General features: G+C 33.2%; 15 protein-coding genes. 5 read left to right on the top strand and 10 right to left on the bottom strand.

The genetic code is table 11. From position 1 onward, the window contains the following. The first annotated feature begins 46 nt into the window (after nucleotides 1-46). Entirely contained in the window at nucleotides 47-250 is a 204-nt protein-coding gene (locus AC2A1C_RS14960) for a hypothetical protein (RefSeq protein WP_484026700.1), read from the top strand. Nucleotides 251-296: 46 nt separating this feature from the next. Here the strand turns inward: AC2A1C_RS14960 and AC2A1C_RS14955 are convergent, their stop codons facing one another. Together AC2A1C_RS14955 and AC2A1C_RS14950 are read right to left on the bottom strand one after the other, a co-directional pair. Continuing rightward, on the bottom strand, nucleotides 297-1,331 hold the full coding sequence (locus tag AC2A1C_RS14955; protein WP_484026699.1) for a sulfite exporter TauE/SafE family protein: 1,035 nt from the start codon (nucleotides 1,329-1,331) through the stop codon (nucleotides 297-299). A 182-nt stretch (nucleotides 1,332-1,513) separates the two neighbouring features. Continuing rightward, nucleotides 1,514-2,362 carry a hypothetical protein gene (locus AC2A1C_RS14950; RefSeq protein ID WP_484026698.1) on the bottom strand — a complete coding sequence of 283 codons (849 nt, stop codon included), beginning with the start codon at nucleotides 2,360-2,362 and terminating at the stop codon, nucleotides 1,514-1,516. Nucleotides 2,363-2,583: 221 nt separating this feature from the next. Between AC2A1C_RS14950 and AC2A1C_RS14945 the strand changes: the two genes are divergently transcribed. Then, a complete protein-coding gene (locus tag AC2A1C_RS14945) occupies nucleotides 2,584-3,651 on the top strand; it encodes a tyrosine-type recombinase/integrase (protein WP_484026697.1) in 1,068 nt (355 codons plus the stop codon). Nucleotides 3,652-3,703: 52 nt separating this feature from the next. Here AC2A1C_RS14945 and groL read toward each other — a convergent pair whose 3' ends face one another. The 7 genes from groL to AC2A1C_RS14910 form a co-directional block, all read right to left on the bottom strand. Beyond that, the gene (gene groL, locus AC2A1C_RS14940) at nucleotides 3,704-5,329 is read right to left on the bottom strand and encodes a chaperonin GroEL (protein ID WP_484026695.1); all 1,626 of its coding nucleotides are present in this window, start codon (nucleotides 5,327-5,329) and stop codon (nucleotides 3,704-3,706) included. A 107-nt stretch (nucleotides 5,330-5,436) separates the two neighbouring features. Next, the gene (locus AC2A1C_RS14935) at nucleotides 5,437-5,715 is read right to left on the bottom strand and encodes a co-chaperone GroES (protein ID WP_484026694.1); all 279 of its coding nucleotides are present in this window, start codon (nucleotides 5,713-5,715) and stop codon (nucleotides 5,437-5,439) included. A 158-nt stretch (nucleotides 5,716-5,873) separates the two neighbouring features. Further along, a complete protein-coding gene (locus AC2A1C_RS14930; RefSeq protein WP_484026692.1) occupies nucleotides 5,874-6,767 on the bottom strand; it encodes a hypothetical protein in 894 nt (297 codons plus the stop codon). Next, nucleotides 6,754-7,878, bottom strand: coding sequence for an RNA polymerase sigma factor (locus tag AC2A1C_RS14925; protein ID WP_484026691.1), 1,125 nt, complete (start codon nucleotides 7,876-7,878; stop codon nucleotides 6,754-6,756). The genes AC2A1C_RS14930 and AC2A1C_RS14925 overlap by 14 nt, the downstream gene beginning before the upstream one ends. A 3-nt stretch (nucleotides 7,879-7,881) precedes the next feature. Continuing rightward, complete coding sequence (locus AC2A1C_RS14920) at nucleotides 7,882-8,910, bottom strand: hypothetical protein (protein ID WP_484026690.1); 1,029 nt, start codon at nucleotides 8,908-8,910, stop codon at nucleotides 7,882-7,884. 168 nt (nucleotides 8,911-9,078) lie between these two features. After that, on the bottom strand, nucleotides 9,079-11,451 hold the full coding sequence (locus AC2A1C_RS14915) for a M1 family metallopeptidase (RefSeq protein WP_484026689.1): 2,373 nt from the start codon (nucleotides 11,449-11,451) through the stop codon (nucleotides 9,079-9,081). Nucleotides 11,452-11,628: 177 nt separating this feature from the next. Further along, nucleotides 11,629-12,207, bottom strand: a complete 579-nt coding sequence (locus tag AC2A1C_RS14910; RefSeq protein ID WP_484026687.1) for a HupE/UreJ family protein — start codon at nucleotides 12,205-12,207, stop codon at nucleotides 11,629-11,631. Between the two features lie 73 nt (nucleotides 12,208-12,280). On the opposite strand from AC2A1C_RS14910, the gene AC2A1C_RS14905 reads away from it, so the two are divergent. Genes AC2A1C_RS14905 through AC2A1C_RS14895 form a run of 3 tightly spaced genes read left to right on the top strand, consistent with a single transcriptional unit; the run spans nucleotide 12,281 to nucleotide 13,313 of the window. Then, entirely contained in the window at nucleotides 12,281-12,532 is a 252-nt protein-coding gene (locus AC2A1C_RS14905; RefSeq protein WP_484026686.1) for a hypothetical protein, read from the top strand. Next, nucleotides 12,508-12,813: a hypothetical protein gene (locus AC2A1C_RS14900; protein WP_484026684.1), complete on the top strand. Its 306-nt coding sequence runs from the start codon at nucleotides 12,508-12,510 to the stop codon at nucleotides 12,811-12,813. The genes AC2A1C_RS14905 and AC2A1C_RS14900 overlap by 25 nt, the downstream gene beginning before the upstream one ends. Continuing rightward, entirely contained in the window at nucleotides 12,810-13,313 is a 504-nt protein-coding gene (locus tag AC2A1C_RS14895) for a DUF6702 family protein (RefSeq protein ID WP_484026683.1), read from the top strand. The genes AC2A1C_RS14900 and AC2A1C_RS14895 overlap by 4 nt, the downstream gene beginning before the upstream one ends. On the opposite strand, the gene AC2A1C_RS14890 is transcribed toward AC2A1C_RS14895, so the two are convergent. Next, nucleotides 13,314-13,895, bottom strand: a complete 582-nt coding sequence (locus tag AC2A1C_RS14890; protein WP_484026681.1) for an acyl carrier protein phosphodiesterase — start codon at nucleotides 13,893-13,895, stop codon at nucleotides 13,314-13,316. It lies immediately after the preceding gene. Nucleotides 13,896-14,000: the final 105 nt, after the last annotated feature.

Below are 14,000 nucleotides of genomic sequence, written 5' to 3'. Positions count from 1 at the left end.
AACGGCTCGGCGGATTGGCGAAGTTCCCTCTGGAAGCTCTGCTTCCGTGAGGGGATTTTGCCAATCCGCAAGATGTGCGAAGCTTTGCGGAGCACGTCTTGCGGATGTAATCCGCCGAGCCGATGTGGCGAGACGTAGCGGAGCGGAGTTTCGCCACATCGTTTTGCGGCTTTGCGAAGGTGGGGAAATCGAAGAACAAATGTTCAAAATAGCACAAATGTTCAATAGAATTCCCAATGTTCAAAAATAGTACTAATGCCCCACTTTTGCAAAACCGCTGTTGGGCGTAGTATTTTTTACTCAAAGTCAATTTTGTCTATTAGTTTGTTGTTGTTAAAATAATATGCTTCGTATGATTTTTTTCCAATTTCGTGAACGGCTTCAATCACAATTTTGTCGGCATTTTGTTTTTTGCTTTCTACCATTTTTTGTTGGTCAGTTGTGAGTTCCGTTATCGGAATTACTTGTTCAAATTCAAAGCCTTCATCGTAAGTAAATTCAAGAGCATAATTGGCGTTTTGCCATTTCAATTTACTTTCTAAACCTTTGCTTTTTAAGTCGGTGTCAATATTGCCATTGCTGGCTGTCAATAAACCTGTTCCTGATTGTGAAAGTATTACAAACCCCGATAAAACCATTGCAAAATAGCCTACTTTTTTAAACACTGTTTCGCTCAATTTAGGTAAAATCCATTTCATTGCCCAAGTAGAAAGTATGGCAGAAACGGCAACAACTATTCCTACCAAAACTACTTTCATTGTGATAAGTCCAAACAAAAAATAAAGTACGATTTTTACTAAATGTAAAATAATTTCGTTGGCTGCTCTTGTGGCTACAATTTCTTCTTTGGTTAGTCCGTAACGTAAATAAAAACGGTTAAAAAGTAGTCCAACAGCACCTGTCAAGCCCGATAAAAAACCTGCCGAAAATCCGATAAGTCCTAAAACAAAATTTGTAGGCTTTTCAGTCTCATTCAGTTCTTTTGGTTTTTTGAATAGAAATGCCAAATTGCTGATAAGGAAAAGTCCCATTGCAATTTCTAAATAAACTGGGTTTACATATTTCAACAACCAAGCACCTAACCAAACAGCAGGCAAAGCAAATGGAACAAAATATTTTACGATATGCCAACAAATTTTTTGTCTAAAAACGATAAGTCTTGAAGCCGAACTGGTAAATGTTCCGATAGATAATGCGGCAGGAACTTGGCTTACAGGCAAAAGTTGTCCAAGAATTGGAATAAGCATTAATCCTGCACCGCCACCACAAATTGCACTGATTGAAAATGCTAAAAAACTTACAATAAATACAATAATTAAAGTTGTTGTCATTCTTCGGTTCTGTCTGTCGATTGTGGTTGGTTAATATTACGCCCAACGTTTTCGGGCTTGGCGAAGGTGGCGATTTTTACCACAAATGTTGATGCGGAGAACCAAACTCTGATTAACCACAAATGTGTCTGCGGAGCACTGAACCGCCACTTTTGCCAAACCCGTGTTATAGGCAGCTCTTTTTACCAAAACTTCCAACCTTTCTTTTTTATTAATTCTTTTACCATCAGTTTTTTCTGTGGCTTTGGATTAGCTATTTCATACTCAAATTGATTTTGTGCATACTCTTTCATTTTGTCAATAGTTCCGTTGAAATAGTACCCAGAACCAACATTCAATGGGTAATTAATGACAACTTTGATATTACCTAAAACTTCATATTCAGTTTTGTCTGTTTTTAAGCCAATAGCATAACACCAACCTATTTCAATTTCATTTTTCAAGTTTGCAAATGATTTTGTCAATATTTCAGAATTCTCAAAATCTTTTAATGTTGGTTTCGCTTTACTATTTAACCTAGTTAAAGCAATTAAATTTAGTCCTAATTCTGTGTCTTTTATAGCTTCTAAAACAATTGCTCCACCATAGTTCCCATTTTCTAGTTTAAAAGTTACGCAGTCTCCTTTTTCAAAGACTGGTTGGCGTATTATTTTCTTTTTTCTTGACTTTGCTTTTGGTCTTTCCGATTGTAAGTCAGAAAGAAATTTGTCAAGAACTACTTTACGTTTTTTTATGTCCTTCTCGTCAGCGTCAAGTTGTCGCCACACTTCAAGGTCTGCACCTGTTTCAACTACCATTTTTACTCGGTCGAAAATGTCTTTGTCGAGTTGTTTACATTCCCATTGTGCTTTTGCCAATGCAAACCAAAAGTTATTACAGTCGTCCGTATCGTTAATAGTTTCTTGATTGTCAGCAATTAACTTTTTTGAAATTTCTGCCACGTCAAGTCCGTCATTATACAAATCGAAAAACTCATCGTAAATGTCAGCATAAGTGTCGTTAGATGATATTGCTGTTCCCCAAGCTCCCATTTTTTCTGTGTCGTGTTTGTCTTTTAGAGTTGCCTATAACATACAAATATACGAAAGTTTTTGAGAATCACATTTTTTTAGATTTATATATTCAAATTATCTAATAGCAAGTATTTTTTCACTATATTTGGTTTCGTATTTTATATAGAGTATGAAGATAATTTGATACAATATATTTTTTAATCTATACAAAATGCGAAGTTTTATATAAAAGTATTTTAATGAATCTTAGCTTATATCAATTCAATTTCGGAGTGCATAATTCCAAAAAAGTAATTTGGATTAGGTTTCAAAAAGATTATCGCCTTATTAGGCAGCTTCGGGATCGTTTTCCTTCTGCAAAATGGAGCAATTCTAACAAAGCCTGGTATTTGCCAGATTTGCCCTCTGTACGTACTGCTTTGCAAATTAATCCCCGAGAAATAGGTGAAGATCTTTTACATGATATTGCTCCCATCAATCAGAGCGCTTTTGCCCAGTTTATCGATCAACTTACGCTAAAAGCATACAGCAAAAATACCATTAGAACTTATGCTACAGAATTTGCACACCTGCTTAAAACAATTAAGCACTATCCTGTAATTGAACTCACTCAAGATAGACTAAAAGACTATTTTCTGTATTGTGTAAAAAAAGAAAAGATTAAGGAAAATCATCTTAATAGCCGTATAAATGCAATAAAGTTTTATTTCGAAAAAGTTTTGCATAGAGAAAAAATGTTTTTTGATATTCCTCGTCCCAAAACTCCGAAACTCCTTCCTAAAGTACTTACAAAATCTGAAATAAAGAAAATTTTTAAAAAGACGCAAAATCCTAAGCATCTTTTGATGCTACAGCTTTCCTACGGAATGGGTTTACGGGTTTCGGAAATTGTAAACCTGAAAATAGAACATATAAATTCGGAAGATATGCTGGTATTAATAGCTGGCGCAAAAGGCAAAAAAGATAGGTATACCAATTTGCCGGAGTCTGTTTTGCTTCTTTTAAGAAGTTATTATAAAATATATAAACCCAAAGAATATCTTTTTGAAGGGCAATATGGTGGTGCCTATTCGGTGAGAAGTGTACAGCAGGCTTTTAAAAATGCACTGAGAAATGCTAATATTAACAAAAATATTGGTATTCATGGTTTGCGGCATAGCTATGCTACACATCTCATAGAAAGTGGTGCAGATATTAGATTTCTACAGGAACTTTTGGGACACAATTCTATCAAAACTACCCAAATTTATACCCATATTACAGATATTTCTAAAGCTAAAATAAAAAGTCCTTTATATTATTTATAAAAAACCGCTCTATAAAAATAGAACGGTTTAATTTAATTTATAGTAGTTAAGACTACATCATTCCCGGCATTCCACCACCCATTGGCATGGCTGGTTCGTCTTTTTTCACTTCGGTGATTACACATTCAGTAGTTAAAAGCATTCCAGAAACAGAAGCTGCATTTTCAAGGGCAACTCTTGTTACTTTCGTTGGGTCAATAATTCCTGCTTCAAGCATGTGAACATACTCGTCAGTTTTAGCATTGTATCCGAAATCTCCGTTACCTTCTGCCACTTTAGCAACGATTACAGAACCTTCACCACCTGCATTGGCAACAATCTGTCTTAATGGTTCTTCAATTGCTCTTTTTACGATTTTAATACCTGTAGTTTCATCAGCATTGGCTCCAGAAAGGTTATCTAATGAATGGATCGCTCTTACCAAAGCAACACCACCTCCTGCAACGATACCTTCTTCCACAGCGGCTCTTGTTGCGTGTAATGCATCATCTACTCTGTCTTTTTTCTCTTTCATTTCCACTTCAGAAGCTGCACCTACATAAAGAACGGCAACACCACCTGCTAATTTAGCCAATCTTTCCTGAAGTTTTTCTTTATCATAATCAGAAGTAGAAGTTTCCATTTGAGCTTTGATCTGAGCTACTCTTCCTTTGATTTTGCTTTCTTCACCACCACCGTTTACGATCGTTGTATTATCTTTATCGATAGATACTTTTTCAGCAGTTCCCAACATATCCAAAGAAATGTTTTCCATAGTGAAACCTTGTTCTTCAGAAATTACCTGTCCACCTGTTAAAATTGCGATATCTTCCAACATTGCTTTTCTTCTGTCTCCAAATCCTGGAGCTTTTACCGCAGCAATTTTAAGAGAACCTCTTAATTTGTTTACTACTAAAGTTGCCAAAGCTTCACCTTCCACTTCTTCGGAAATAATTAGTAATGATTTTCCACCTTGTGCGATCGGTTCAAGAACCGGAAGCAATTCTTTCATAGAAGAGATTTTTTTCTCCACTAAAAGAATGTATGGATTTTCAAGCTCAGCTAACATTTTTTCAGGATTAGTCACAAAATATGGTGATTGGTAGCCTCTGTCGAACTGCATTCCTTCTACAACATCTACTGTTGTATCAGTACCTTTAGCTTCTTCTACTGTGATTACTCCTTCTTTACCAACTTTTCCAAAAGCTTCAGCGATTAGTGATCCGATTGTATCATCATTGTTTGCAGAGATAGAAGCTACTTGCTTGATTTTTTCTGAAGAATCTCCCACTTCCTGAGACTGAGATTTAAGATCAGCTACAACAGCAGTTACTGCTTTATCGATACCTCTTTTTAAATCCATTGGATTTGCACCTGCAGCTACATTTTTAAGACCTTCTCTTACAATTGCCTGTGCTAAAACAGTAGCAGTTGTAGTTCCGTCTCCTGCAATATCATTGGTTTTAGAAGCCACTTCTTTTACCATTTGAGCTCCCATGTTTTCTACTTTATCTTCTAGCTCAATTTCTTTTGCTACAGAAACTCCGTCTTTGGTAACGTGAGGAGCACCGAAAGATTTTTCGATTACCACGTTTCTTCCTTTAGGTCCTAAAGTAACCTTTACTGCATTTGCTAATGCATCAACACCTCTTTTTAAAGCGTCTCTTGATTCAATATCGAATTTTATTTCTTTTGCCATAATTTTTTAAATTTTTGTACAACGTAAAACGTATAATGTACGAATGATTATAATGTTTAATTAAAAAAAAATACTTTGTACTTTGTACATCCTACTTTTTACCAATGTTATCCAATAATTCCTAAAAGATCTCCCTCTCTTACGATTAAATAATCTTTGCCTTCAAATTTTAGTTCAGTTCCTGAATATTTTCCGTAAAGAACTTTATCTCCCACTTTCACAGTTGTAGGTTCATCTTTTTTACCGGGACCTACTGCTACTACCGTACCTTCTTGTGGTTTTTCTTTTGCAGTGTCCGGGATAATAATCCCTGATGCTGTTTTTGTTTCCGCAGGAGCTGGTTCTACCAAAACTCTGTCTGCTAATGGTTTGAAATTTACTGACATAATTATTTTGAATTTTTAATGTTATTCTGCTCGTATTTTCTCCAAGAATATGCCAATAAAGATAAACAAAGCCAAATGCTAAAATTTGGCAGATTTTTTATTTCGGGTGTGAAATTTTGTCAGAAAAAAAATCAAAAAAATTGGAATACTTTTATGAGTTATAAAGTATAAATAAACTGCAATAAAACTTTACTTTCTGTAAACTCATTTTGTGTCTTAAAGGTTTGGTCGCTGTTACTTTTATTTACGAAAACAAGATGATTTGCTTTCCCTGAACTAAAATTTAAACCTCCCGAAATATGTTCAGTGATCTCATATTGCACTTCAACTAAATAGCCTATTTGTAGTGCTTCAGCTTTAAAGGTTTGTGTACTGTCAAAAGCTAAGGGTGAATTTCCGGATGAACCCAAGAAATTCGCTTTATAGTTACTAATGCCTGCAAATATTCCTATTGAAGGGGTAATTTTTTTTATCTTGTAATACAATTGAAATGGAATTTGCACCTGAAAATGCTTACTCCCTATTGATTGAAAAAGTTTTGGTTCATTATTCGTCGTAAAATAATATCCATTCAGCTTGCTGTCATTTTTAGTCGCATCGAAGGAAAACGAACTTGTCCAATACAATGCATCCACACCAATTCCCAAACAAAAATTTGGAGAAATTATTTGTTTTTTTATGAAAAATCCCAGCCCAAAACCAATATTTGCGGGAGCATCCAATTCTTTGAATAAACTATTATTAGCTAAACCCAAATGCATTTTCCCACCAAAAAACCAGCTTTGCTTTTTTTTATTTGAATTGATTACCAAACTATCAATCGGAAGTTGTAATTTTTTTCCATTCTGCAACAATTCTAATTTGTCATTTTTATTACCATCTGAAATAATAACAGCTTTGTCTATTTTGGTCAATGGTTTTTCTATGAAAACTGTATCATGTACAATTACCTTTTCATAGACATAAATCGTGTCTACTTTTTTTACTTGTGAAAAAGTCGATACAAACATGAAAAATAATAAAAAAAGAGTGAAATTTTTATTTCGTGACATAAACGGTATCTCTTTGTATGATTTGTTTTTTGATCACCACTACTTTATTAGGTTCATTTACCGAATCTTTTTGTACGGCTGCAGCTGATAATTTGGTTTTTTCATGAGTTTCATCTTTTGGTGTGATTTCTTTTTCCGAAACTGAAACTATTTTTGCTTTATTCAATGAAATATTTTTTTCTTCTTTTTCTAAAGAATACTTCTTTACAGAAGCAATTTGATTTTCAGCAATATCATCACTTATTTTTATTTCTGAATTATTTTGAATTGAATTTTTTGTAATATTTTTTTGCTTTTCAATAGGTGTTTCTTTTCGATTGCTATTAAGAGTATAAAAAGTAACTCCTAATATTGTTGTCGCACTAATGCTACTAATCAATATTGTTTTTAATATCGAAGATGAGTTTGCCAATCCAATAAATTGATTCGGAGCTTGTATATTTTTTGGAGAATAATCCAAAGGTTTTTGAGTGTGGATCTCAAAATTCTGAAACTGATTTTTATAAAAATTAGCAAATAAATAATCTCCAAATCCTAGAAAAAGTAAAAACGCAATACGATATTTCTTTTTCTGATTCACGGGTTTTCCTTTTATTTTTTCGAATAAAAATTCCTGAATTGCTTTTCGTGCTCTTGATAAATTAGATTTTGATGTCCCCACGGAAATTGAAAGTGCTTTGGAAATTTCACTGTGCGAAAACTGGTCTATAACATACATATTGAAAACCAATTTATGATGTTCAGGCAAGCTATCAATTGCTTCCAGTATATCATTTCGGTTAATGTCCGATGCTAAAATCATACTTTTATTATCCAATTCTAATGTGTCCATAATCGTATCTGTATCAACAATTTCATAGCTTTCAGTAATTGAAAAATTTATTTTTTTACTATTTTTTAAATGATGAATTGCCATATTGATAACAATCCTACTCAACCATCCTTGTATTGCATTCGAATCTTTCAAGCTATCTTCTTTCTGAATCGCTACAATGAAAGAATCCTGTACAATATCTTCGGCAGTTGAAATATCTTTTACATATCTGCGACAAATCCCCAATAATTTTGGGGATGCCTTTATGTAGATTTCGTTCCAGTTGATTTTACCCATACATTATTTTTGGACGACATATAAAGAGTTGAAAGTTTCGTCTGAAGCACTTTGCAATGCATTAATGCCATTAATATATAATATTTCATAATAATTAAGTGTTGTACTATTATAATTTGCCAAAGTATATATATTATTATTTATAATATTAAGAGCTTCAACATAATAATTATTAATATTTTGATTTGTAGGAATAGGAATTTCAGAAAACAATGTACTATTTTTATATATTTTTCCAGAATTGCTGTAAAACATATTACCATTATCGAACACAAGATTTCTAACATAATCATTATTTGGGGAACTGATATTTGTTCTTACTCCAGTTGTAATGTTATAATATATACCATTATTTGATTGTAGTTCTTGTCCACTTACATATAATTGGTTGTTATTCACGGCAAATTTATTCTGTAAATTAGTGTTGGGAATTTCATTAAAGACACCATTTTTAAAATATCCATTATTTAATCCTGAATCATCATTAGTTCCTAAAATATAAATATCATTATTAAAAACTTTTATCGCAAAATCACCAAAAGAATGACCACTATAATTGTGTACAAAGTTTTTTATATTATTTTTCCAATAAAACAAAATAACATTATTTGAGTTTGGATTTAATGTATGTCCAACAAAATAAACATCATTCCCAACAACATCGAAATCATGAACGAAGACAAGTTCATTATTAATATCTATATCTAAAACTTTTTTTAAATCTGTTAAAACTCCATTTTTCCAAAATAAAGAAATGGAAACATAAGGGTTTTGTTCACGAGATCCTGATCCTAGTATATATACATCATCGTTGGAAACAATAATTTTACTTGCTTTTGTTAGTGAAAAATCTCCAGAATCTAACATTGTTAATTTGTTGTTTTTCCAATAACATGCTTTTCCATTTTTAGTACCAGCAACATATACATCCACTGGTTTTGTAATGGGAGTATCGGTAGATACTGTATCTCGATTACAAGAAATTTGTAGAAAACCTATAAATATGGTTAAGACAAATAAAAGATTTTTCATGCTACTAAATTTTAATGTTAATATACTTTATTTACTGATAAGAGTAAAAAAAATAAAAAGGTTGCAAAAAATTATCTAAAAAAAAATAAGTTGCTGATTATTTGAATTTTAAAATAAAAAAACCTCACAGGTATGAACCTATGAGATCAATTTATAAATTTTAAAAGATTAATTCTTTCCGGCTGCCTGCATCGGATTTACACGTCCGTTTGCTGCACCTCTCACTGCATCTTGTTGTTTTTGTTTAAACACCTGAAATTTAGAAGTTTCCGCAGTACTTCCTGCCGAAGTCCAATAATTATTGGAAGTGTCAATATCCGCAGTCTCTTTCAAAGGATCCAATTGGATGGATTTCAATTTTTTATTGAAATAATATGTTTTGGAAACTTTTTGCTCATTATGTCTCCAGATCTGAACACTGATTTTGTCATTTAATTTTGAGCCATCCTCAAAAGTAAATTCCAGAATGATAGGCATTACCAAACCTCCTTTATTGGTGAAGTCAATTTGATAAGCAACCATATTCTGATCTTCTGCTACATCTTTTTGATCCGCCTTTTCCATAGTATCAGTTGAAATTGTATATTGCTTTGAAGTATCTACTTTTTCCTGACCTCTATCATAACGATAATAAAAATCCTGAACATCTTTATCCTTATCTACATAAAAAGTAATGTTTTTATCTTCTCTGTTTCGGATTTTGGAAATATCGTCGAAACCATTCAATGCAGGTTTATCTACTGTATAATTTGTTACTTCCGGTTTTGGAGTTCCTTCAAAATCAGGAGTAGCAATCGTAACTTTGTCAATGGAAATATCTACAGGATCGGTACTATAAAACCAACCTCTCCAAAACCAATCCAAATCTTCGCCACTCGCATCTTCCATTGTTCTGAATAAATCTGCAGGTTCCGGATGACGGAAAGCCCATCTTTTTGCATAGGTTTTGAAAGCCTTGTCGAAAAGTTCCCTTCCCATAATCGTTTCACGGAGAATATTGAGACCAGTTGCTGGTTTTGCATATGCATTTGGACCAAATTTTTCAATATTTTCAGAGTTGGTCATGATTGGTTCCAAATCATCTTTCGGAAGTTTCATATAATCTACGATTGTCCAAGCTGGTCCTCTTTTGGAAGGAAAAGTATTGTCCCATCTTTCTTCTGTAAGATATTCTACAAAAGTATTCAAACCTTCATCCATCCAGCTCCATTGTCTTTCGTCAGAATTGATGATCATTGGAAAAAAATTATGTCCTACTTCATGGATAATCACTCCAAGCATTCCATTTTTAATAGTTTCAGAATAGGTTCCATCTTTTTCAGTTCTTCCATAATTGAAGCAAATCATCGGATATTCCATTCCATTGGATGCTTCCACCGATTGTGCAACTGGATAAGGATAAGGAATGGTAAATTCTGAATAGGTTTTGATAGTATGAGCCACCGCTTTTGTAGAAAATTTACGGTACAATCCATACGCTTCTTTTCCATAAAAGCTCATTGCCATTACTTTGTTATTATTTTCAGGAATCAGAACGCTCATTCCGTCCCAGATAAATTTTCGGGAAGATGTCCAAGCAAAATCTCTCACATCCTTAGCTTCAAAAACCCATGTTTTTCTTTGTTTTGAATGATTCTTTTCTGCTTTTTTGGCCTCGTCCAAAGTTACAATTTCCACAGGTTCATTTGAAGTTTGAGCCTTTTTGTAACGTGCAAGCTGATCCGAAGAAAGTACCTGTTCATAATTTTTACATTCGCCGGTTCCGCCAACTACGTGATCGGCAGGAACATTCATTTTTACTTTAAAATTTCCGAAAGTAAGGGCGAATTCTCCTCTTCCTGTAAACTGATGATTTTGCCATCCTTGAAAATCACTGTAAACACACATTCTTGGATACCATTGAGCCATTGTGTAAAGATCGTTTCCATCTTCGGGGAAATTTTCATAACCGCCTCTTCCTCCTTTTTCTATACGGTTCGGAATGTTGTAATTCCAATTAATTTTGAAAACGAATTTTTCTCCCTTTTTCAGAATTTTTGGAAGATCTATGCGCATCATGGTTTTATTAACCACATATTTTAGGGAATTTCCTGATGCATCGGTTACTTTTTCAAGATTTACACCAAATCCGTTATCTTTTGCAGGAAGTTCTGTTGGTCTTAATCTTTGGGTAGTTGTTGTTTTTACAACAGTAGAAGAAAATGGATAATCCGCATTTTTTACAGAAGATTGCTGATTTTCATCCAATTGCAACCAAAGATAATCCAAATCATGCGGAGAATTATTGTAATAGGTGATGGTTTCTGAACCTTTCAGATTTCTTTTTTCTTCATCCAAATATGCTTCTATATCATAATCTGCACGTTGCTGCCAATATTCCTGACCTGGAGCTCCGGAAGCTGTTCTGTATGTATTGGGTGTCGGAAGAATGGTTCCGAGTTGCTCGAATTTATTTCCGTGATTGCTTCCCGGATTGTTCTGGATATTTTGTGCAGTCAGAAAAACGGAGGTTAGCAAAAGTCCTAAAACTTTTAGTTTCATTTCCAATAAAATTTAGATTGATATACTTAATAGTCATCAAATTTAGCAAATTGTTACGGATATTGGAAAATCAGGCTGATTTTTGCACCCCGACCTGAATGGAGCTCTTTTTGTGAGGAGGAACGACGAGCAAAAAAGCGGGAATGGAGGGCGGAAAAGGTGCCCAAATAAAAAAAATTAGAACAAAATTCTTTCCAAAGCCATTTTCAGGGATAATACAAGAACACCCGAAGAAACAAATAAAATCCAGTCTTTTCTATTGATTTTAAAAACATTTAGCAAAACAAAAAGAACTATTAAAATAGCCATTACTAAAGCAATTTGCCCAAGTTCCAGACCAACATTAAAACCCAAAAGCGGAAGGAAAATGCTTTGTTCTTTTGCCAACATCAATCTTGCTGTATTGGCAAAACCCATCCCATGAATCAAACCGAAAACCAAAGCAAGATAATAATTCATTTTCATCAGATTTTTTGGTTTGTCCTTCATGAGAATATTGTCAAGAGAAGTGAAAACAATAGTCAATGGAATTAAAAATTCTACCCAGTTGGAAGAAATCCGAAAAATATCCAAAGTACTTAAAACCAACGTAATGGAATGCCCAATCGTAAAAGCTGTAATAAGAATTAAAATTTTTTTGAAATCATTATAAGAATACACCGCAATAAGAGCAAGAACGAAAAGCTGATGATCCAAAGCATCAAGAGAAATAATGTGATCCCAGCCTAATTGTAGGTAAAACAGAAAATCATTCATCGTATGTTTTTAGTCGCATTTTGAAAGAGCGATAATACAAAATTTATTTTAACTTTGTTAAAAATTCAAAGTCATGATTATTACTATAGAATTGGAAAATGCGGAAGATTTTGGTTTTATCAAACAGCTTTTGGAAAAAATAAAAGGAATAAAATCTGTTTCTGTAAAGGAAGATGAAGAGTTCTACGAAGATGGCACACCAAAATGGTTGATTGATAAATTGGCAGATTATGCAGGTAATCTGAAGGATGAAGATATGATTTCCGAGGAAGAGTTTTTTGCCAATGCAAGAAAAAAAGTATGCGAATTATATTCTCGAAAATAGCGAATAGCAGCTATGAAGATATAATTGAATTTCTTTCTTACACTTGGACAGAAAAAGAAATTGGTGTCTTTATAGATGATACTCAATACATTATTAATAAATTAAAAGAAGGTAAATTTAAGCAATATCAAAAGCATTCTAAAGACATCCGTTCTGCTTTAATAGGCAAAAAACATGTAAGAATGTTCTTCAAGAAAGAGAAAACGGATCTGATAAAAGTTCTGCTTTTTTTTGAAATGAGGCAAAATCCCGAAAAAATACATGAACTTCTGAACCAATGAAAAAAAACCTGATTTTCTTTTTCTCAGTTTTATTTATCCTTTTTTCTTTTTCCAAAGTAAAACATCCTTATCATGTTGGTTCAATGGAATTTAATTATAATCAAAAATCCAAAACTTTTGAAATTACCGGACGTTTTTTCATGGATGATCTGGAAAATGCCATGAATAAAAAATACGGAAAAAATCTTCATTTTCAAGACAAAAAATATGAAAAGGAAATGAACGAAATTTTGAAAAGCTACGCCTCCGAATATCTAAAACTAAAAGTGAATGGTCAATTTTCCAAAATTAATTATATCGGCTATCAGGAAGATAAAGAAAGTGTAGACATCTTTTTGGAATCTGAAACCATCAATGCTCCAAAAAAAGTGGAAACGGCTGTAAGTTTTCTTTATAATTTGTTCGACGACCAAATGAACATTATCCATATCATTGTAAACGGTGACCGGAAAAGCGAAAGATTAAATTATCCTGATCGATATCTTTATCAACAATTTTAATTAAATCCTAGAATTCAGTTGTTGAACATATTGTAAAAGTTCAGGAAAAAATTCATCGTAACATTTTTGCAAATCTGGTTTATTCTGTAAAAACAAATCAAAAACCGGCAAATCTTTTTCCAAATATTTTGCTTTGTACAAAACATTCCGCATACTGAATTCAATTCCCCGATCTGTTCGATAATTATAAAGCCAGTCATCTGATTCCATTCTTTCCAACATTTTTCGAAAATGATTGGGAAAATATTTTACATTTTCATTCAGGACACGATATACTTTTCGGGAATGCTCTTTCCATTTTTCCAGAGAATTCAAACTCAAATCATTCGCCAAAAAATAATCCATCGCAACATCTACAAAAGCTCCGGAATACAAACGAACCAATGGACTGAAAATCTTCTTCGCTTCATGAATAGCAGAATGAGAATCCGTGAAAGTATCTATTGCACGATGCAAAATAATCCCTTTCTGAATTTCTTCTGGAAAGGAAAACCGCTCCTTATTTCTGATATAATCTTCCAGAAATTGCCCGACAATCTGCTCGTCGGAAAAAGTGAGAAAAGAATGGGCGAGATAGTTCATTTGAGTTTGAAGGATGAAGTTTGGAGTTTGAAGGATGAAGGATGAAGTATGGAGTATTAAGTATAGGACATAAATTAAATTTGGGGGCTTATTTTAGATTTTGTT

This window comes from Chryseobacterium sp. HNCC26DJ241 (assembly GCF_057180505.1).
The sequence above is the reverse complement of the archived record's forward strand: the minus strand, read 5'-3'. Positions and strand labels throughout refer to the sequence as shown.

Excerpts from the sequence above, each read along its gene's own strand:
- AC2A1C_RS14925 (WP_484026691.1), bottom strand. The coding sequence starts at position 7,878 with ATGGGTAAAATCAACTGGAACGAAATCTACATAAAGGCATCCCCAAAA.
- AC2A1C_RS14915 (WP_484026689.1), bottom strand. The coding sequence starts at position 11,451 with ATGAAACTAAAAGTTTTAGGACTTTTGCTAACCTCCGTTTTTCTGACT.
- AC2A1C_RS14890 (WP_484026681.1), bottom strand. The coding sequence starts at position 13,895 with ATGAACTATCTCGCCCATTCTTTTCTCACTTTTTCCGACGAGCAGATT.
- AC2A1C_RS14935 (WP_484026694.1), bottom strand. The coding sequence starts at position 5,715 with ATGTCAGTAAATTTCAAACCATTAGCAGACAGAGTTTTGGTAGAACCA.
- AC2A1C_RS14955 (WP_484026699.1), bottom strand. The coding sequence starts at position 1,331 with ATGACAACAACTTTAATTATTGTATTTATTGTAAGTTTTTTAGCATTT.
- AC2A1C_RS14945 (WP_484026697.1), top strand. The coding sequence starts at position 2,584 with ATGAATCTTAGCTTATATCAATTCAATTTCGGAGTGCATAATTCCAAA.
- AC2A1C_RS14895 (WP_484026683.1), top strand. The coding sequence starts at position 12,810 with ATGAAAAAAAACCTGATTTTCTTTTTCTCAGTTTTATTTATCCTTTTT.
- AC2A1C_RS14910 (WP_484026687.1), bottom strand. The coding sequence starts at position 12,207 with ATGAATGATTTTCTGTTTTACCTACAATTAGGCTGGGATCACATTATT.
- AC2A1C_RS14920 (WP_484026690.1), bottom strand. The coding sequence starts at position 8,910 with ATGAAAAATCTTTTATTTGTCTTAACCATATTTATAGGTTTTCTACAA.
- groL (WP_484026695.1), bottom strand. The coding sequence starts at position 5,329 with ATGGCAAAAGAAATAAAATTCGATATTGAATCAAGAGACGCTTTAAAA.
- AC2A1C_RS14950 (WP_484026698.1), bottom strand. The coding sequence starts at position 2,362 with ATGGGAGCTTGGGGAACAGCAATATCATCTAACGACACTTATGCTGAC.
- AC2A1C_RS14905 (WP_484026686.1), top strand. The coding sequence starts at position 12,281 with ATGATTATTACTATAGAATTGGAAAATGCGGAAGATTTTGGTTTTATC.
- AC2A1C_RS14900 (WP_484026684.1), top strand. The coding sequence starts at position 12,508 with ATGCGAATTATATTCTCGAAAATAGCGAATAGCAGCTATGAAGATATA.
- AC2A1C_RS14930 (WP_484026692.1), bottom strand. The coding sequence starts at position 6,767 with ATGTCACGAAATAAAAATTTCACTCTTTTTTTATTATTTTTCATGTTT.